The 19,285-nt window shown below is 62.8% G+C and carries 14 protein-coding genes; 2 read left to right on the forward strand and 12 right to left on the reverse strand.

All coding sequences use genetic code 11. The annotated features are described in order from the left end of the window. Positions 1–24 precede the first annotated feature (24 nt). The 5 genes from UIB01_RS10930 to UIB01_RS10950 all read right to left on the reverse strand — a co-directional run bounded on the left by UIB01_RS10930 (position 25) and on the right by UIB01_RS10950 (position 5,278). Entirely contained in the window at positions 25–1,032 is a 1,008-nt protein-coding gene (locus UIB01_RS10930; RefSeq protein WP_038660087.1) for a lysylphosphatidylglycerol synthase domain-containing protein, read from the reverse strand. Continuing rightward, a complete protein-coding gene (clsB, locus tag UIB01_RS10935; protein WP_038660090.1) occupies positions 1,029–2,270 on the reverse strand; it encodes a cardiolipin synthase ClsB in 1,242 nt (413 codons plus the stop codon). The genes UIB01_RS10930 and clsB overlap by 4 nt, the downstream gene beginning before the upstream one ends. Next, positions 2,267–3,070, reverse strand: a complete 804-nt coding sequence (locus UIB01_RS10940; RefSeq protein WP_038660093.1) for an endonuclease/exonuclease/phosphatase family protein — start codon at positions 3,068–3,070, stop codon at positions 2,267–2,269. Before UIB01_RS10940 ends, clsB begins: the two co-directional genes overlap by 4 nt. Continuing rightward, positions 3,067–3,984 (reverse strand): DUF72 domain-containing protein, encoded by a 918-nt coding sequence (locus tag UIB01_RS10945; protein ID WP_038660096.1) that lies wholly within the window; start codon positions 3,982–3,984, stop codon positions 3,067–3,069. Before UIB01_RS10945 ends, UIB01_RS10940 begins: the two co-directional genes overlap by 4 nt. A 373-nt stretch (positions 3,985–4,357) precedes the next feature. Continuing rightward, positions 4,358–5,278 carry a LysR family transcriptional regulator gene (locus tag UIB01_RS10950; RefSeq protein ID WP_038660099.1) on the reverse strand — a complete coding sequence of 307 codons (921 nt, stop codon included), beginning with the start codon at positions 5,276–5,278 and terminating at the stop codon, positions 4,358–4,360. A gap of 103 nt (positions 5,279–5,381) precedes the next feature. Here UIB01_RS10950 and UIB01_RS10955 point away from each other — a divergent pair, with 103 nt between their 5' ends. Then, positions 5,382–6,197 (forward strand): DODA-type extradiol aromatic ring-opening family dioxygenase, encoded by an 816-nt coding sequence (locus UIB01_RS10955; RefSeq protein WP_038665687.1) that lies wholly within the window; start codon positions 5,382–5,384, stop codon positions 6,195–6,197. Positions 6,198–6,225: 28 nt separating this feature from the next. Further along, positions 6,226–7,065, forward strand: coding sequence for a DUF2218 domain-containing protein (locus tag UIB01_RS10960; protein ID WP_038660102.1), 840 nt, complete (start codon positions 6,226–6,228; stop codon positions 7,063–7,065). A 9-nt stretch (positions 7,066–7,074) separates the two neighbouring features. Here the strand turns inward: UIB01_RS10960 and UIB01_RS10965 are convergent, their stop codons facing one another. The 7 genes from UIB01_RS10965 to glgA all read right to left on the reverse strand — a co-directional run bounded on the left by UIB01_RS10965 (position 7,075) and on the right by glgA (position 19,145). Then, on the reverse strand, positions 7,075–7,926 hold the full coding sequence (locus UIB01_RS10965; RefSeq protein WP_038660104.1) for a M23 family metallopeptidase: 852 nt from the start codon (positions 7,924–7,926) through the stop codon (positions 7,075–7,077). Positions 7,927–8,334: 408 nt separating this feature from the next. Continuing rightward, positions 8,335–10,485 carry a glycogen debranching protein GlgX gene (glgX, locus tag UIB01_RS10970; RefSeq protein WP_038660106.1) on the reverse strand — a complete coding sequence of 717 codons (2,151 nt, stop codon included), beginning with the start codon at positions 10,483–10,485 and terminating at the stop codon, positions 8,335–8,337. A 98-nt stretch (positions 10,486–10,583) separates the two neighbouring features. Continuing rightward, positions 10,584–10,931: a DUF2934 domain-containing protein gene (locus UIB01_RS10975; protein WP_038660108.1), complete on the reverse strand. Its 348-nt coding sequence runs from the start codon at positions 10,929–10,931 to the stop codon at positions 10,584–10,586. Then, positions 10,928–13,738: a malto-oligosyltrehalose synthase gene (locus tag UIB01_RS10980; protein WP_038660112.1), complete on the reverse strand. Its 2,811-nt coding sequence runs from the start codon at positions 13,736–13,738 to the stop codon at positions 10,928–10,930. Before UIB01_RS10980 ends, UIB01_RS10975 begins: the two co-directional genes overlap by 4 nt. After that, on the reverse strand, positions 13,735–15,810 hold the full coding sequence (malQ, locus tag UIB01_RS10985; RefSeq protein WP_038660115.1) for a 4-alpha-glucanotransferase: 2,076 nt from the start codon (positions 15,808–15,810) through the stop codon (positions 13,735–13,737). Before malQ ends, UIB01_RS10980 begins: the two co-directional genes overlap by 4 nt. Next, a complete protein-coding gene (gene treZ / locus UIB01_RS10990) occupies positions 15,807–17,582 on the reverse strand; it encodes a malto-oligosyltrehalose trehalohydrolase (RefSeq protein ID WP_038660119.1) in 1,776 nt (591 codons plus the stop codon). Before treZ ends, malQ begins: the two co-directional genes overlap by 4 nt. A 12-nt stretch (positions 17,583–17,594) precedes the next feature. After that, positions 17,595–19,145, reverse strand: coding sequence for a glycogen synthase GlgA (gene glgA / locus UIB01_RS10995; protein WP_038660122.1), 1,551 nt, complete (start codon positions 19,143–19,145; stop codon positions 17,595–17,597). Positions 19,146–19,285 lie beyond the last annotated feature (140 nt).

Consider the following 19,285-nt stretch of genomic DNA (forward strand, 5'->3'; position numbering starts at 1 on the left):
CCCTGAGAATTGATCCGCGTACCCTCAACCGGTTTCCTGCGACACCGCCTGCTGGTCGCCGGTCTGGTTGCTGCTGCGCAGCTTCTTCGCCCGCGCTTCGAGTACTACGTAGACCAACGTGGCGAACAGCAGCGGGATCAGGAAGTAGATGACCCGATAGCCAATCAGGCCGCCAACGATGGCGCCCTTGCTCATCTCGTCAGCCAGCATGGCAACGAACACCGCTTCGATAACACCGAGCCCGGCCGGGATATGGGTCACCACGCCGGCGATGCTGCTGATCATCAGGATGCCCAGCACCTCCGGATAGTCTGCCTGCTGCGACAGCATGTAATAGACCACCAGCGCCATCAGCGACCAGTTGGCCGCTCCAAGCACCAGCTGAACCAGCGCCAGCCGGAGCGACGGCAGATGTATCTCGTGACCGCGAATGGTCCACGAACGGCGCTTGGAAAAGCCGCACAGCCCCAGATAGACCAGGCACGCCACCAGCAAGCCGCCACCCAGTATCCGCAGCGCGGTAAAGCCGATCTCCCAGCTTGCCGGCGGCTTGATCCAGCCCATGGCGAAGATCATCCCGGCCAGCCACATGTAGCCAAGCCAATTGGTCAGGATGCTCATGGTGAACACCCGGGTGATCTGCGAGGGCTTCAGCCCGAGACGCGAATACAGACGAAAGCGCAGGGCGATGCCGCCGACCCAGGCGCTCAGGTTGAGGTTGAACGCATAGCAGACGAATGTCACCGGCAGAATCTGCCTGATCGGTAGATCGTGGCGCGCGTAGCCTTTGCCCAGCACGTCGAAGAAGCAATACACCACGTAGCTGCCGAACGCTGCCGCGCCGGCCATCCACAGTGTCTGTGCCTTGTAGTTGCGCAGGGTGCTGTAAACCTCCTGCCAGTCGAGGTTGCGTGCCAGGCCGATCAACAGGCCGACCACAAGGGCGAAGAAGACGTAGGTCAGGATCTTCTTGATCAGCGGCCAGCGCCGACGCCAGCCGCTTTTCGGCTCGCCTTTGGAGGTATCGCTCATTGTTGTTCTCGCTGTAGTGGGGCGGGCACCGCGTCGAGCTCTGGCGTGTCGGCGTCGAGCAACTCCAGGCGCGGCTTGTGCTCCGGGAACAGATTCACCAGCCCCGGGAAGTGGCGCAGGAAATGGAAGATCAGAAAGGCCAGCGGCGCCCGCCACCAGAAACCGCGGATGATCCGTTCCAGTGGAATGCGCCGGCAGTCGGTCTGCAACAGGTGATCGAGCCGCTCGTGCAGGTGGCGGTTGAAGACATGGTCACGAATGATCAGGTTCGCTTCCAGATTGAGCGACAGACTCAGCGGATCGAGATTGCTGGAACCCACGGTCGACCATTCATAATCTGCCAACGCGACCTTGCCGTGCAGCGGGCGGCGACAGTACTCGTGGATCTCGACGCCATCGCGCATCAGGTAGTTGTAGAGCATGCGCGCACCGAACTTGGCGATGGGCATGTCCGGCTCGCCCTGCAGGATCAGCCGAACCCGCACACCCCTTCGCGCAGCATTGCGAATTTCCCGCAGTACGCGGTAGCCGGGAAAGAAATAAGCGTTCGCAATCAATAACCTGGAGCGCGCATCTCGAATCGCTTGCAGGTAATGTTCTTCGATATCGTTGCGGTGCTGATCGTTGTCGCGAAGGACGAACAGCGCACGCGCCTCGCCGCGGCTGACACCACCATAGCCCGGCGTCTGCTGGCGCAGACGGCGCCGCCACCAGCGACGCGGCGTCTTGTCTGGCGCGATCTGGCTCAGGGCGAAATGGTGGATATCGCGCACCACCGGGCCTTCGACCTGCAGGGCGTAGTCCTGCTTGGCCGCCGGGCCGAAGTCGCCCAGATGATCGGCGGAGAAGTTGATGCCGCCGATGAACGCGGTTTCACCATCGACCACGACGATCTTGCGGTGCATGCGCCGGAACACGTTGAGCCGGCGACCCAGCAGCCGCTTGCCAGGATCGAACATATGGATGCGCACGCCGACCCGGGTCATCTCTGCGACGAATTCGCCATGCAGGTCCGCAGAGCCGTAGCCATCGACGGTCACGTCGACGCTGGCACCATTTTCTGCTGCGGCAATCAGCGCCTTTTGCAGTTCGATGCCTACCTTGTCCTGGAACAGGATGAAGGTTTCCAGCAGCACCTCTTTCTTGGCCTGGGCGATCACCTCGAACACTCGAGGAAAGAATTCTTCGCCGTTTTCCAGCAACTGAAGGCGATTTCCGTCTCTCCAGTGGTAACTCATATATGTATCTCCACCGCTAGGGGCAGATGATCGGACAAGTGCGTCCAGGGTTTGTTACCAAGTATTTGCGCACGGTGGGTGCTGGCATTACGCACATAGATGCGGTCCAGTCGTAGCATCGGCCAGCGGGCCGGGAAGGTCTTGGCGACCTGGCCATGGGCGACCGCAAAGGCTTCATGCAGGCCGGCGCAGCGATCGAGCTTTTGCGTGGCCTTGAGCCGCCAGTCATTGAAGTCGCCAGCCACCACCACCGGTGCCCCTTCGGGTAGCGAATCGAGCAGGTTGCAGAGCAGGTCCAGCTGCTTTTGCCGATGCGCTTCGCGCAGGCCCAGGTGTACGCAGATCGCGTGGAACTCGTCATGCCCGGGAACCTGCAGAACGCTGTGCAGAAGCCCGCGGCGTTCAGGGCCGGCGATGGAAATGTCGAGGTTCTCGTAGCGGATGATCGGAAACTTGGAGAGCAGGGCGTTGCCGTGGTCGCCGTCGGGGTAGACCGCATTGCGCCCGTAGGCGAAGTCGGTCCAGATGCTGTCGGCGAGAAATTCATACTGCGGCGTGGCCGGCCAGTTATGAAAACGCAGGGCGTGCTTGTCGTGGGTGCCCAGCACCTCCTGCAGAAACACCATGTCTGCCGAGACGCTGCGTACCGCTTCGCGTAGTTCGGGGAGGATGAAGCGACGGTTTAGCGCGGTGAAGCCCTTGTGGGTGTTGACCGTGAGAATGCGGATCGAATTGACCGCGGTCGCCATGTGGGCGTCCAGGTCGGCGCTTTCGATGGGATGGTCTTTATCCAGAGTCAAACCAATGCTCCTTCTAGTTGGCCGGGGGTGGCCTGCAGGTGTTTATCCAGGCCAAGCCGGCTCAGCAGTTGCCGTGCGTCGTAGGGCGCGCGGACCTTCACATCGTTGTCGAAATAGCAGTACACCTCGCGCGACTGGCGCGGCCGGAGCTTGCTCGCGCTGATCAGGCGCGCATCGTCGGGCTGGCTGCCTTCGCTCCAACGCTGGATGCGTTGGCTCCAATCGTCCAATGCCGCATCGGTGTAGCCGCTGGTGTAGAGCTCCTCCGCGCCATGCAGGCGGATGTAGACGAAGTCGCTGGTGAGGTCTTCGTGGTGCGGCCACTTGCCGGCGGTATCGGCCACCACCAGCGCCACCTTGTATTTACGCAGCAGGTCGATGAACGCGGGGTCGACGAAGCTTGCGTTACGGATTTCCACCGCATGACGCAGCCGGCGCTTGCGGTCGATGGACAGGTAGCTGCGGCCCTCCATGCGTGGCTCGCAGCCCTTGGCGACCTCCAGCGCCGCTTCGGTGTCGTGCGGCAGCTGACGGAGGAAGGATTCGAACAGTTCGGGATCGAACTTGAACGACGGCGGGAACTGCCAGAGTATCGGCCCTAGTTTTTCCTTGAGCTGGAAGATGCCCGAGGCGAAGAAATTGGCGATGGGTTTTTCCACCTCGCGCAGCCTGCGTACATGGGTTATGTAGCGCGGGCCCTTGATGCTGAAGACGAAACCCTTGGGGGTATCGGCATACCAGTCGGTATAGCGTTCGGGCGTTTGCAGCGCATAGAACGAGCCGTTGATCTCGATGCTGCTTACCGCCCGGGAGGCGAACTGCAATTCCTTTTTCTGCGTCAGCCCCTTGGGATAGAAGTCGCCGCGCCAGGGAGCATAACGCCAGCCGGAAATACCGATATGTATATTCGCCATGCGCGGGCCTACCGCGCAGCCAGGGGACAGGTGGTCCTGCTGGTCCCGGCTTTCTCGACAGCCGAGCCACCAGAGAAGGGGTAGACCGCTTTCATACTCACTCCAGCTCGTCCGGAAAAGGTGCTTCCACACTTCGGCGTAGAGGACTGCGCTGCAGGAGAGACACTGGATACGCAATGGGTCCAGGTGCAGGCAGTCGGATGCCGAGCGTTCGTATACGGGCTGAAATTGCCAGCGCGCACATCTGTTCCGACTTTTCCGCGTGGTAGCGGTTCACCTTTTTTCTATGCAGACAAGGCGCGCAAGCAGGCGCTAACGCCCGCCGGGGAGGAGTTTTGCCGTGCGCAGGCCGGGCCGCGCGACGGCAACGGCTTCAAACTGACTGCAGTGCCCAGGGTTGAGCGCCGGAGAAGGCATCGACCAGATAATCGATCATCACCCGGACCTTGGCCGGGGGGCGGCGGTCTGGTGGATACACCACGTGGATGCCGCCGAGCCCCACGCAGGGTTGGTCCAGCTCCAGGGCAACCAGCTCACCGCTGCGCAGGGCCCCAGCGACGATGAACTGCGGTTGGTAGATCACACCCTGACCACCAACCGCGGCGGCCACCAAGGCTTCACCGTTGTTGGCGATCAGGTCACCGTTGACTGCGATCCGTACCTCGGCATTGCGGCCAAAGGGCCAGACCTTGCCTGCGGCGAGGCTCGCCAGGCTGTAACCCAGACAGTTGTGCTGTGCCAGATCGGCGACGCTGCGCGGCACGCCTCGCTCGTCCAGGTAACGAGGCGAGGCACAGACCAGCAGCGGGCAATCGGCAAGCCGCCTGGCCTGCATGGGGCTGTCTTCCAGTCTGCCGATACGCACGGCCATGTCCCAGCCGCCATCGATCAGATCGACCCTGCTGTCGGTCAGGCCGAGTTCTACCTTCACCGCCGGGTGGCGGCGGCTGAACTCCGGAAGCAGCGGGGCAATGTAATTCGTGCCGAACGTCAGCGGCACGTTCATGCGCAACACACCAGTTGCCTCGATCCGCTGGGACGCAACGCTGGCTTCGGCTTCCTCGATTTCCGGCAGGATGCGCTGGCAGGCTTCCAGGTAGTTGCTGCCAGCCTCGGTAAGGCTGAGGCGTCGGGTGCTGCGGTGAAACAGCTTGACCCCCAGCCGGCTCTCTAGCGCATCGACATGCTTGCTGGCCATCGCCGGTGACATGTCCAGGTGACGTGCCGCGGCGGAGAGGCTGCCGGCCGTAGCGGCGCGGGTGAAGACGCGCATGCTGGTGATTCGGTCGAGCATTGCAGCTCCTGCTATGAGTAAAAACTGTTAGTGCATTTCGCCTGGTTCTCACACTCGGGAGTGTAGCCCATGCTTGTCCCACTTCATCTCGGAGCAGGCAATGATGACTTCCAGCAAACCAGCCCCTATGCCGACGTTGTTCGTGCCTCATGGCGCCGGGCCTTGCTTCTTCATGGAGTGGAACCCGCCGACTGCCTGGAACGCCATGGCCGATTTCCTAAAGGGCATCGCCGCGACACTGCCAGCCAAGCCGACTGCCATCGTGCTGATATCCGGCCATTGGCTGCAGCCGACTTTCAGCGTGACCAGTGCCGCTCGGCCCTGGCTGATCTACGACTATCACGGCTTTCCGCCGCATACCTATGAGTTGCGCTACTCGGCGCCGGGCGAACCGACCCTGGCCGCACGTATCGCCACCTTGCTCGAAGGCGCTTCGCTCGGTGGCCGTGAGGATGCGCTGCGTGGCTTCGACCACGGCATGTTCATCCCGCTGAAGCTGATGTTCCCGGATGCGGATGTTCCGGTGGTGCAGCTCTCGTTGCGCAGCGACTTCGACCCGCTGGCGCACATCGAAGCCGGTCGTGCCTTGCAGGTACTACGCGACGAAGGCGTGCTGATCGTCGGCAGCGGCATGAGCTTTCACAACATGCGCGGTTATGGCGACCCGCGTTTCGCTCCGATTTCAGACGAATTCGATCATTGGCTCAGCGCTGCGGTCGAATCCGCGCCCGAGCAACGCGACCTCGCGCTGCAACGCTGGGAACAGGCGCCGTCGGCACGCCTGTGTCACCCACCCAGGGCCGAGGAACACCTGATCCCGCTGCTGGTGGCTGCCGGCGCGGCTGGCGATTCGATCGGGCGCAAGGTCTTCAGCGACCGCGTCATGCACACCACGCTGTCGGCCTACCGGTTCGGCTGACGCGCACATTTAATCGAGGGGGAACACCATGTACCGATCCCATAGCCGAATCACGGCGAGCAATCCGTCGCGCCTGATCAAGCGCCTGTGCAATCACTGGCGGCACAAGTTTGCCGTGCAGCTGGACGAGCAGGGCGGCGATATCGAACTACCGCTCGGCCGCTGCAGCCTGCGCGCGAGTGAGGGCTGTCTGCACGCGCAGTTGGAGTCTCCCGATCAAGCCAAGCTGCCGCAGTTCCAGAAGGTGGTCGCCGAGCACCTGGAGCGCATGGCCGGCGACGAGCCGCTGGTAATCCTCTGGCAAACCGAGGCGGGTGCCGCGCCAGCCGTGCAGAACGCCGAAAACCGGACGCTCGATTCGAGAAGCCGCTACGGCACCGTTTCGCGCACATTCCACTGGCTGATGGCGCTGTTGATCGTCTGGCAGTTTCTCAAACTGGGCGACCGCATCGGCGAAGGTGAGCACTGGGTCGGACAGACCCTGGTGCCCTGGCACGTATCGCTGGGCGCCGTGTTGATGGTCCTGGTGTTGCTGCGTATCGTCTGGTCGCTGAGTCAGCTCAAGCAACGGCCGCTACACGAGCCAGCGACTGCATGGCTGGTCAAGGGCGGGCACCTGGCGCTGTACGGCTGCATGTTGCTGATGCCGATCAGCGGCGTGCTCTACCTGGTCGGCAATGGCTACGGGCTTAGGGTATTCGGGCAGCAGCTGGTGGAGAAAGGCCCGGAGGTCGCCTGGGCCGCCTCGCTCGGCAGCGTGCATTCACCGCTGGCCTGGCTCACCGTTCTGCTGGTGCTCGGGCATATCGGCGCGGCGCTGTATCACCGCCTGGTCAAGCGCGACGACATCATGCAGCGCATGCTCTAGGCCCTGGCTTTACTGGCCGCTCAGCGCAAAGTTGGGCAGCGAGTTCACCGGCTGGTTGAAGCGGAAGGGAATCGACAACATCGAGCTGCCGTAGGCCTTCTGCACCACGAAGTGCAGGTGTGGCCCGGTGCTGCGGCCGGTATTGCCGGACTTGCCCAACAACGTGCCGACCTTGACCTGCTGCCCCGGCTTGACCCGCACCGACCCGCGGCTCAGATGCAGGTAGGCGCTATGGGTGCCGTCTTCGTGTTCAATGCGCACGTAGTTGCCGGCCGGGTCCGGGAAGCGCCCGCCCTGACCGTTGCGAATCTTCACCACAGTGCCCGCCCGCGCCGCCACGATCGGGGTGCCGACAGGCATGGCGATATCCACCGCATAGCGGCCGCTGGGCGAGTTGTGGCTAAAGTCGCCGCCAGCGCCTTGGGAAATGCGGAACGGCCCGCCTTGCCAGGGCAGCGCATAGGCCGGCCCTTCGACCGAGACCGCGTCAGGTTGGTCAGGCTCCGGCGAGAACAGCATTGCGTAGCTGAACGAATGCTTGAACATGATTGGTCCGCCTGCCTGGCGCTTGCTCAGCGTCGCCACGCGGACCCGGCTGTTGGCCGGTACGGTCTTGCGAATCACACCATTACCGACGCCGGCCACATTGACCATGCGCGTCAGGCGCAAGGTGACCTCGACCGGCACTTCCAGCGTGTTGCTGACATCCATCGCCTTGCCGCTGCCGGCACGGTTGATGAACAGGCGCACCGAGCCCGGTTTGTCGGCTTTTACCTGGTTGCTGGAGGCCATGGCCGGCACCAGGGGCGACAGCCCGAGCAGTAATAGAAGGGGATAAAAAAGCGGTCGCAGAGAGAGCATGACGTGTGATCCATCACGGAAAAGACAGGCTGCCGGCGACGAGCAGAACGAATCCGTTGGGTTAGTTAAGGGGCCGCGCTGGTTTTGGGACTTGAGTCACGCGACGAGGTTCACTACCGCATGTCGTTTTTCGACATCGGCGCGGAAGCGACTTTAAAGCTGGTGCGACACCCTTACGGCCCAACTGGGCGCGCCTTGAAAACAAGGTGACGTAGCCGATGTCAGTGCCAGGGGACACGGAACGGCCTGTAAGGGCGCCCGGCGCCCAGCCCTGGGACGCCGAGCAATGGCCTGGCTCCAAGCAAACTGTGGGATGGTGCGAGTGGCGTATTGGCGACGGACGATGGTTCCGCGAACCGTCGTGCAGATAAACGGCGCCCGAACCCTGTTGGGTCAGGGCGCCTTCGATCACTCGTCGGACTTGATCAGCTCAAGCAACAGCAGCGAGCGGCCCGTCACGGCGTATTCGTCGTTGAAGTCGAAACGCTCGGGTCGCGCGGTCGGGTGATTGGTGTCGATCAGACGATTCCAGTAAATGCCTTGCGGCACCTCCGGCAGCGTGAAATTCACCAAGTCGTGATGTGCGTTGACGATGATCAGCAGCGTCGCATCCGAGCCGGCACGCCTGATGCCGGTGGGTTGAGCTCGGCCGTCGAGCAGCATGCCCATGCAGCGGTTGTGCGCGTCTTCCCACTGCTCGATGGACATTTCTTCAGCATTCGGCGCCAACCAGGTGACATCCTTTACGCCCAGTTCCTCGTTGAAGGCACCGACCAGGAAGCGACTGCGGCGCAACATCGGGTAGCGCTGGCGCATGCGGATCAACTTGCGGGTGAAACCCAGCAGTCCGTAGCTGTCCTCGCTGATATCCCAGTTGACCCAGCCAATCTCGCTGTCCTGGCAATAGGCGTTGTTGTTGCCGTGCTGGGTGCGGGCGAATTCATCGCCGGCAACGATCATCGGCGTGCCCTGGGAGAACAGCAGCGTGGCGAGGAAATTGCGCATCTGCCGATAGCGCAGTTCGTTGATATCCGGATCCTCGGTATGCCCCTCGATCCCGTGGTTCCACGACAGGTTGTTGTCGCTGCCGTCGCGGTTGTCCTCGTCATTGTCTTCGTTGTGCTTGTGGTTGTAGGACACCAGGTCCTTCAACGTGAAGCCGTCATGGGCGGTGACGAAGTTGATCGAGCTGAACGGACGTCGCCCGCGCTGGTTGAACAGATCGCCGGAGCCGGTAAGGCGGCTGGCGAAGTCGGCCAGCTGGCCATCGTCGCCTTTCCAGAACGAGCGCACCGTATCGCGGAACTGGTCGTTCCACTCGGCCCAGCCCGGCGGGAAGCCGCCGACCTGATAGCCGCCGGGGCCGCAATCCCAGGGCTCGGAAATCAGTTTGGTCTTAGCCAGCACCGGGTCCTGACGACAGGCGACGAGGAAGCCGTGACGTTCATCGAAACCATCGTGTTCGCGGCCGAGGATAGTCGCCAGATCGAAGCGGAAGCCGTCCACGTGCATCTCGGTCGCCCAGTAGCGCAGCGAGTCGGTGACCATTTGCAATACGCAGGGGTGGCTCATGTCCAGCGTGTTGCCGGTGCCGGAATCATTGATGTAGTAGCGCTTGTCGTCCGGCATCAGGCGGTAGTACGAGGCGTTGTCGATGCCGCGCATGGAGAGGGTCGGGCCGCGCTCGTTGCCTTCGGCCGTGTGGTTGTAGACCACATCGAGAATCACCTCGAGGTCGGCGTTGTGCAGGTGCGCGACCATCTCCTTGAACTCGGTGATCTTGCCGCTGGCCAGATACTTCGGGTGCGGTGCAAAGAAGGCGATGCTGTTGTAGCCCCAGTAGTTGGCCATGCCTTTTTCCAGCAGGTGCTGGTCCTGCACGAAGGCATGGATCGGCAATAGCTCGATCGAGGAGACGCCAAGTTTGCGGATGTAGTCGATCACTTCCGGCGTTTTGAAGCCGGCGAAAGTGCCGCGCACTTCGTCCGCCACCGCCGGGTGGCGCATGGTGTAACCACGCACATGGGTCTCGTAGATGATCGTCTTGTCCCAGGGCACCTGCACTGGGTGATCGCGGCCCCAGGTAAAGGCCGGGTCGATGATCTTGCACTTGGGTACGAAGGGCGCGCTGTCGCGCTCATCGAAACTGAGGTCACCGTCAGGATGGCCGATGGTGTAGCCGAATAGCGCTTCCGACCATTTCAGTTCGCCCACCAGTTGCTTGGCATAAGGGTCGATCAACAGCTTGTTCGGGTTGAAGCGATGGCCGTTTTCCGGGTCGTACGGACCGTGAACACGGTAGCCGTAGATCTGGCCGGGATGGGCATCCGGCAGGTAGCCATGCCAGATCTCGTCGGTGTACTCGGGCAGCTCGATGCGCTCGAGTTCTACCTCCCCACTGGCGTCGAACAGGCACAGCTCAACCTTGGTGGCGTGGGCGGAGAAAATGGCGAAATTGACCCCCAGGCCGTCCCAGGTTGCCCCAAGAGGGAAGGGCAAGCCCTCGCTGATCCTGGATGGAGTCGACACCTGTGGCACGTAGGGCTTTTTCTTACTCATGAAATCTCCAAAGGCGGATTCCGGAAAGCGTGCCGAGACGGGTGTCGGCGCGAACGATCATTCGACCGATCCAACGCCGACAAGATGCCTGCCGCCGGTCAGCTTTCCTTTTTCGCCCGCGGGGTGCGTGTTTTCTTGATGGTTTCAGGCGTGCCGGCCTTGGCATCGGTGCCGGCCTTGGGTGCGGCACGACCGCCGCGGGGCTTGGTTGCCGAGGCGTCCTTGGTTTCCTTCGAGTCCTTGGCTTTGCCTTTTGGTGTCGCGTCGGTCGGCTTGGTAGCGGTTTTGCGTGGGCGGCTGGCTGGCTTGGCAGCGGCGGCGCCGTGCTCGGCTTCGACCAGCTTGCGAGCCATTGCCCAGTGGCGTTCGTCTTCCCCTTCCGGGCAGCCCTCGGATTGCCAGATCTGATAAGCGAACTCGCGGATACGTTGCTCTTCTGAACTCATTGTTGGGATTCTCCATTTGCGGTCATAGACGTATGCAGGACGGCTACCGATAGTCCATCCAGAACGCGCGCAACCTCTAGGCTGGCTTGTTGGGATGAGACTGTCGTTCCGTCGAAAAGTCGCTCGAATTCACTACCGTCCAGCGCCTCGGGCAGTGCGATCCGGGTATTGCCCCAGCGCTGCGGCGGAATGCTCGGTACTTCGCTATCACCCAGCAGACTCGCTGCCAGCCGCGGCACCACCACCAACAGCCACTCGCCTTCCAGCTCTCGGGCGAATGCAAGCAGTTGCTCGGCCTTCTCACCACTTACCGCAAGCGGCAGATAACGGCCTTCGGTGAACAACCGAGGATGGCGCCGACGCAGCTGCAATGTGCGGCGGATCACAGCTTGCTTGATGCGACCGTCGTGCCAGCTTTGCAGCAACTCCTCCAGCGCGGCGGTGCCGCCAACACTTTGCTGCCGCGCAACGAAGTCCACTGGCCGCCGGTTATCGGGATCTACCAGGCTGAAATCCCAGTATTCCGCGCCCTGATAAAGGTCGGGCACGCCCGGGGTGGTCATGCGCAGCAGGCTTTGCACAAGGCTGTTCAATGCACCGGCAGGCGCCAGTTCAGCGGCGGCAGCGGCGATTTCGTCCCGTATTGGTGCACCTTCGGCGGCGAGCAGCAGGTACTCGATATGCTGGCGGCAAGCGCCTTCGTAATCGCTGTTGGGGTCGCTCCAGGTGGTGCGCAGCTTGGCTTCGCGCAAGGCTTTTTCCTGCCACTGGAGGATGCGCGTGCAGTACTGCTGCATGGCTTCCTCGTCCTCGGACCTGAGGTCGAGCGGCCAGCTGCCGAGCAGAATCTGGAACAGCATCAGCTCATCGGCGGGTGAGGGCGCCGCGCCGTCATCAAGCTGCTGGATCTGGCTGGCGGTCATCTCGCGCCAGCGCCGCACCTTGCCGGCGAACCATTCGGCACGCTCGCTGATCACGGCGATGCGCGCACGGGTATCCTCGCCACGCTTATGGTCGTGAGTCGCGGTGGTCAGCATGTTGCGTGGGAAGTGCTCGGCACGCTGCAGGCACTCGTCGTGGAATGCCTGCAGCGGTGCGCTGAAATGTTGCGGGTCGAAGCCCACATCGTTGCGCGACAGCAGAATGCCGGAGCGGTAGCAGGCAGTGTCCTCAACGGCCTTTGCCGCCGCCGGTGAGGTCAGCTGCTGAAAGCGGGTGCAGGCGTAGCGACGAATCTTGCGCAGGCTGCGTGGCAGTTGCCGCAGGCTTTCACCCCCGAGCCAGAGCTGCAGATGGTCGAGCAGCGGCCAATCGGCTTCGCTCAAGGTCGTCTTCGCGCCTTCCAGCGCCTGTTGGAAGAACGGCTCGTCGGCTTTACGGCGGCCCGGTGCGGCAATGTAGGTGCGATACACTGGGAAGTGAATGATCAACTCCAGCAGTGCGCGGCGAATCGCGCCGAGGGTGATATCGCGGGTCATCACGTCGCCGCGGGCAACCTGTAACAGCGCCTGCGCCACCGTTTCGAAATCGCCCGCCAGTGGGCCGGTCAGCACCAGCTGCCGAGCCTGACGGGCTTCCTCCATGAAATCGGTGGTGCGCCCACTGGTCTCGCTCCACAAGGAACAGAGCAGCGACTCGCCGGCCGGGTCATGTTGCAGCAGCGAAACCTGGTTCATGAACTCGTAACCGGTGGTGCCATCCACGCCCCAGTCATCGTGCAGCCGCTCGCCGCCGGCGAGAATCTTCTCGACGTAGATCGGCACGTGATCCTGCGCCGCGTCCTGCGGACGCCCCGCGTTCAGTCGATCAACGCGCCGACGCAGGCGTCGGCAATAGCCGCGCGGATCGGCCAGGCCGTCGATATGGTCGATGCGCAGACCATCGACGAGGCCATCGGCGATCAGCTCGAAAATCTTGGCGTGGGTTTCCTCGAACACAACCGGACGCTCGACGCGCAGGCCGCCGAGCTCGTTGATGTCGAAAAAGCGTCGCCAGTTGATGTCGTCACCAGCGGTGCGCCAGCTGGCCAGCCGATAATGCTGGCGCTCGAGAAGGCCGTGCAGGCGCTTGAAGCCGTCGTCAGTGGTCGAGTCGTAGCAACTGAGCGCCTGCTCCAACGCCTGGCGCGTGCTGGCGTCCTGCAGCTGTTCGGCCAGGTCGGCGCGCAGCAGGCGAGCGGTCTGGTAGGGGGCCGGTTCTGTCTTCAGCGCATCGAAGTGCTGCGCCAGGGTACGTAGCTGAGGATTGTCGGCAGCGCGCAGTACCTCGCCATAGCTCGGCGGGGTGATGGGGAAGCGGTGCTCGTAGTGCTCGGCGTAGAGCGCGCCATTGTCGATATCCAGACGCAGCTTCACGGTGCCTTGCTGCAGCGCCTCGCCGTAGTCGCTGCCCAGGAAGGGCACGAGGAGCTGGCCTTCGAGGAGGGGGTCCGGCGAATTCCATTCGATGTCGAAGAACTGCGCATAAGGGCTGCGACGGCCCCATTCGAGCACGTCCAGCCACCAAGCGTTGCCCGAGCCACCAACGGCCATGTGGTTGGAGACGATGTCCAGAATAAGCCCCATGCCCTTCGCGCGCAGGGCTTCGACGAGGCGCTGCAACGCCGGTTCGCCGCCCAGTTCAGGGTTGATGCGGGTCGGGTCGATCACGTCATAGCCGTGCATGGAACCGGGGCGGGCGGTCAGCAATGGGGACGCGTAGATGTGGCTGATGCCGAGTTCCGCGAAGTAGTCGACCAGCGCAGTAGCGTCGTCGAGAGTGAAGTCGCGGTGAAACTGCAGTCTCAGGGTTGCGGTTAGGTCTTTCATCGATGCGCAGCTCCACGATGGTTACGACGGGCCTGCGCAAAGGACGCCAGCCGACGGCTACTGGCCGGGCTGTCGAGCAATGTTGCACTGTCGCCGGGATAACGGCGACGCCAGTTGGGGTGGGTTTCGACGATGCCGGGCATGTTGGTCTGTTCTTCCAGACCGAGCGCATCTTCCACCGGAACCAGTACCAGCGGCGCGGGGGTGTGCGCCAAGAAGCAGATGGCGGCATCGACCGCCTCCTCGGCGTTCAGCAGCACGTCCGGGTTCTTGCCGCTGTACTCGCACAATGCGCGATTCAGCCCTGCGCGTTCTTTCTCACGCGCTTGCCACTGGGCATCACGGTCCGATTCGGGCACCTGGCCGACCTTGATGCGCCAGTCGATATCGTGACCGTGCCACCAGCCCGTCAGGGTCGGGATATCGTGGGTGGTACTGGTTGCCAGCGCCTGCGCCGGGTACTGGGCAGGCGTCTGGAAATGGCCGTCGTGCTGTTCGAACAGCAGCACCCGCATGCCGAGGATTCCCCGTGCCGCGAGTACGTCACGCAGGCCGTGGGGAATGGTGCCGAGGTCTTCGCCGAGGATCACCGCCTGGTGGCGCCAGGCCTCGAGGCAGAGCAGGCGCAGCATGTCGTCGAAGGGGAAGTTGAGGTACACACCGCGCTTAGGATCGGCACCGGCAGGTACCACCCAGAGCCGCTTCAGCCCCAGTACATGGTCGATGCGCATGCCGCCGGCATGGGCGAGGTTGGCCCGCAGCATTTCGATATAGGCGCGAAAGCCGTTCTGCCGCAGGCCCCAGGGTGAGAAAGCGGAAATGCCCCAGTTCTGGCCATCGCGATTCATGATGTCCGGCGGCGCGCCAACACTCAGCGATGCCAACAGCTCGGCCTGGCGGCTCCAGGCCTGACTGCCGCCGCCATCGGCGCCGACGGCGAGGTCGGAAATCAACCCGATGCGCATGCCGGCGCTGCGCGCGGCGACCTGGGCACGTTCCAGGCCGCGGGCCATCAACCACTGGCCAAAGGCGTGGTAACTCACCTCATCGGCGTGCTCGCGAGCGAATGCCTCCACGGCCGGGCTGGATGGATCGCGATATGCGCTTGGCCAATTGTTCCAGTGCTGGGGATGGCCTTGCGCGTCGCGCAAATGAGTGTGCAGGGCTTCGAAGCGGCAGTGGTTTTCCAACGCCTCGCCACCGCTCGCGCGGAAGCTGTCGAAATCCACCTGCAGGGGGTTGCCGCCCTTGCTGAAGTCATCGAACAGCTGCCGCAACAGGCGATGCCGCGATCGCGCCACGGCCGGCCAGTCGATCAGCTCCAGGCGCTCGAGCCGTTTCAATTCCTCGCCTAACCCGCAAGTCTCGATGGCTTGGCGCAACGGCCGCTCACCAAGGATCGACCCGGGCGCGGCGTGCAGCACGTTGAAGAACAGCCGGCTCGACGGTGAGTAAGGGCTGTACTGGTCGATATGTGCGCCGAACATGGCGTGCACCGGGCTGATTCCAAGCGCATCGGCTCCGTGGGCAGCGGCGTTGCTGACCAGCGCCTCCAGTGCCTGGGTGTCGCCCAGGCCACCATCGTCCGCGCGGCGCAGCCCGTATAACTGCACCGTCAGGCCCCAGGCGTCCACCCCGGCGATTTCGGCGACTGTGGGGCAGGAGAGCGGGGCGATAGCCACGGTCAGCTGATACTTGTCGATGGTCAGCCGGTAGTAGCCAGGCGTGTCGACCGCTGGCAGGCGCGCCTGGTCGTCGAGCGTGCCCTGCTGCACGCCGCCATCTTCTGCCTGCAACTCGAAACGACTGGACGCGGAAAAGTACGCGGAAAGGTCCAGCGTTGCGTGCTGATCGCAGGTCAGCAGCGGTGGCACGCCGCCGTGATTGTTCTTGTGCGCGAGGATTTCCAGGCTGGTGTCGATGTCTGCGTCGGTCTCCGCCGCCAATCCGAGGCAGCTGAGCACCTCGCGCAGGACGGTGGGCTCGACTCGCTGCTCGCGGTTATCGGCATCGACCCAGTCGATAGATAGTCCGGCGGCTTCCGCCAGTCGGATCAGGGATTCGTCGCTCATTTGGCTTTCTCCAGATACAGCTTGGCCATACGAGGCGGCAATTGGTCGTGCATGTCCGGGTTCGCTTCGCGACTGGCGAACAGCAGTTGCGCAGCGCTAGACGAGGCGGGCAATGGAGCAGCTTGTTCGCCAAGGTTCAGCTCAAGGCGCAATTGACAGCCATCACCCAGCTGCCAGCGGGCAAGCACGGCGGCTTCGCCGAGCACGCTGCAGCCGAGGAAGGCGCTACCGGGCAGGCGCGGCACGATCTCGGCATGGCGGATGCTCAGCAGCTGGCGGTACAGCGCGTGCCACTCTGCGTGGCCGGGCTGTTCACAGGCACTGAAATCCGGCCGCGAATCTTCGAACGTTGATACGGCGTTGGGGTCTGGGATGCGCTCGCGGGTGGCTTCGTCGGCAAACTCGGAAAATTCGGCAAATTCGTTGCGGCGGCCTTCGCGCACCGCATCGGCCAGCTCGCCGTGATGACTGGTAAAAAACAGGAAAGGCTGCCGCGAGCCCCATTCCTCGCCCATGAACAGCAGCGGGACCATGGGGGAAAGCAGCAGGACGGCAGTGGCAGCCCTGAGCGCGTCGGCATCGGCCAGCGTAACCAGGCGATCGCCAAAGGCGCGGTTGCCGGTCTGGTCGTGGTTCTGCAGGAAAAGCACGAAGGACGTCGGCGGTAGATGGGCGCTGGGCTCTCCCCGGGATTCGCCCCGGCGGTTGTTCTGCCCCTGATAGATGAAGCCTTCACCGAGAAAACGCGCCAGTTTGGTCGTCGAATCCTGGTGGTAATCGGCGTAGTAACCCTGGCTCTCGTCGGTCAGCAGCGCATGCAGCACGTTGTGACCGTCGTCGTTCCACTGCGCGGTAAAGCCCTGGGTAAGCAGGCTGGAGCGGTTGTCTTCGTTCTCCAGCACCAAGTGCACATGGCGGCCCGGTTCCACGGTGGCGTGCACGCGCTCGGCCAGTTCGGTGAGGAAGCTGCGATCGGGGATGGCATGCACGGCATCGAAGCGCAGCCCGTCGAAGCGGTAGTCCATCAGCCACATCAATGTGTTGTCGATGAAGAAATCGCGAACTTCGCGGCGGCGAAAGTCGATGCCGTCGCCCCAAGGCGTCTGCTGATCATGGCGGAAGAAGTGTTTGGCGTAGCGGCCGAGGTAATTGCCGTCCGGGCCGAAATGGTTGTAGACCACATCGAGGAATACCATTAGGCCCAGGCCGTGGGCGGTATCGATCAGGTGCTTGAGCTCTTCCGGGCTGCCATAGGCGGCTTCCGGCGCGTAGGGCAGCACGCCGTCGTAGCCCCAATTGCGGTCACCGGGAAACTCGGCGATGGGCATCAACTCGATTGCCGTCACGCCCAGTTCTGCGAGCCCAGCCAGGTGCGCTTCCATTGCGGCGAAACCGCCGTACAAACCGACATGGGTTTCGTACAGCACGGTCTCGTGCCACGGCCGGCCTAGCCAGCCGGTGTTGCGCCACAGGTAGTTGTTGTGGGTGTCGACCACCAGGCTCGGTGCGTGTACATCGCCGGCCTGTGCACGCGAGGCGGGGTCGGGCACATGCAGTTCATTGTCGATGAGAAACCGGTAGAGCGTACCGGCCCCGTATGGTGCCTCAATGCTGTACCAGCCATCCTGCGCGGCGGTCATTGGCAGCGTTTGTGCGCCTACAACGATCAGACTGACACTCTGTGCATCGGGAGCCCAGAGTCTGAAACGGGTTGTCCCGTCGTCCAGCAACTCCGGACCGTGATGCCCGACATAGGCACGCTGCTTCTGCATTAAACAACCTCTTCAGATTAAAAGACGAACCTCGCGGCGCTCTCCGAGCAGTTGCCGGTAAAGCGTGTCATAGGGTTCGATGGCATGACGCCAGAAAAATCCACCCGCCATCGCACGGCAGCGCATGGCGCTCAACAATTGCGGGTGCTGATGGATTGCCAGCGCGCGCTGCACCGCCTGGCGGTAGCTGGCCACGTCGGGCTCGTTGAACAGAAAGCCGGTGATGCCATCTTCGATCGAGTCAGCCAGCCCACCCGTGCGCCGTGCGACTGGCAACGAGGCATAGCGCTGGGCATACATCTGGCTGAGACCGCACGGCTCGTAGCGCGACGGCATCAGCAAGAAATCGCTACCGGCGAACAGGCGCCGTGCATCGGTCTCATTGAAGCCGATATGCGCCGCAACTCGGCCGGGATACTGGGCCGCGAGCTGCCGGACCTGGTCCTCGATGTGATGATCGCCCTGACCCAGAATCGCCAATTGGCCGCCGCCTTCGACGATGGCATGGGCCACATCAAGGGTCAGATCCACACCCTTTTGATGTACCAGGCGCGAGACAACGGCGAATAGTGGGGCCTGGCAGCGCTCGAGCCCGAAGGTCTCCCGAACATAATCGGCATTCGCCTCCTTGCCGCTCCAGTTGCGCGCGCTGAAGCCACTTACCAGATAGGGGTCGCTTTGCGGCTCCCAGCTCTCGTCGATGCCGTTGAGCAGCCCACTGAGAAGGCCCTGGCGGGCTTTCATGCTGAGGAAGCCTTCCATGCCACAGCCGAATTCGGGTGTGGTGATTTCTTCAGCGTAGGTAGCGCTGACCGTAGTCACCCGGTTGGCATAAGCAATACCGGCCTTGAGCAGCGAGAGCCTGCCGTAGAACTCCATGCGCTCGGGGTCGCAGGCTTCCACCGGTATTCCCAGTGGGCGCCGCTGCGCCATGTCGATATTGCCCTGGTAGGCGAGGTTGTGAATGGTGAACACGCTTGGCGTATTCAGCCCGCGCCAGCGCATGTAGGCGGGCGTCAGGCCGGCCGGCCAGTCATGCGCGTGGACCAGTTCAGGTGCCCAGCGGATGCAGGCAGTGCCGGCAGCAATTTCAGCGGCGGCAAGGCCGAGGCGCGCGAAGCGCACCGGATTGTCCGGCCAGTCGTTACCCTGACCATCACCGTAAGGTGAGCCTTCACGCTCGTAGAGTTCGGGGCAGATGAGTACATAGATGATCAGGCCGTCAGGCATGTCCATGCGCCCAATTCGGCAACCCGGTATTTCGGCATAGCTATTCAGCGAGCCGACCATCCGGATGGCGTGACCACTGTTGATCACCTGCGAGTAACCGGGGATCAGTACGCGCACGTCGTGTCGTGCGCCAAGAGCCCTAGGCAGCGCAGCAGACACGTCTGCGAGCCCGCCGGTCTTGACCAGGTCGGTCAGCTCGGAGGTAACGAAAAGGATCTTGCGTTTGTCATCGTGGCTACTGCGGATCTGCAGGGCAGGGCGCGTAACCGTGGGCACAGCGGATTGGGCCTTCGGTAAACCAAGAGGCCGAGCGTTCACAGCGGCAATACTCATCACGATCTCCCCAGAGCCCCGGCGTTCCAGGTGCCGGCGCTAGCTACGAGCATATTTTTCCTATGCAACGATCTGATGACCGCCGCATACCATGAACACGACCAGGCTGAGTTTTCTTATAAGGAGCTGCCGCGAGGACA

This window comes from Stutzerimonas decontaminans, from assembly GCF_000661915.1.
GTDB lineage: Bacteria > Pseudomonadota > Gammaproteobacteria > Pseudomonadales > Pseudomonadaceae > Stutzerimonas > Stutzerimonas decontaminans.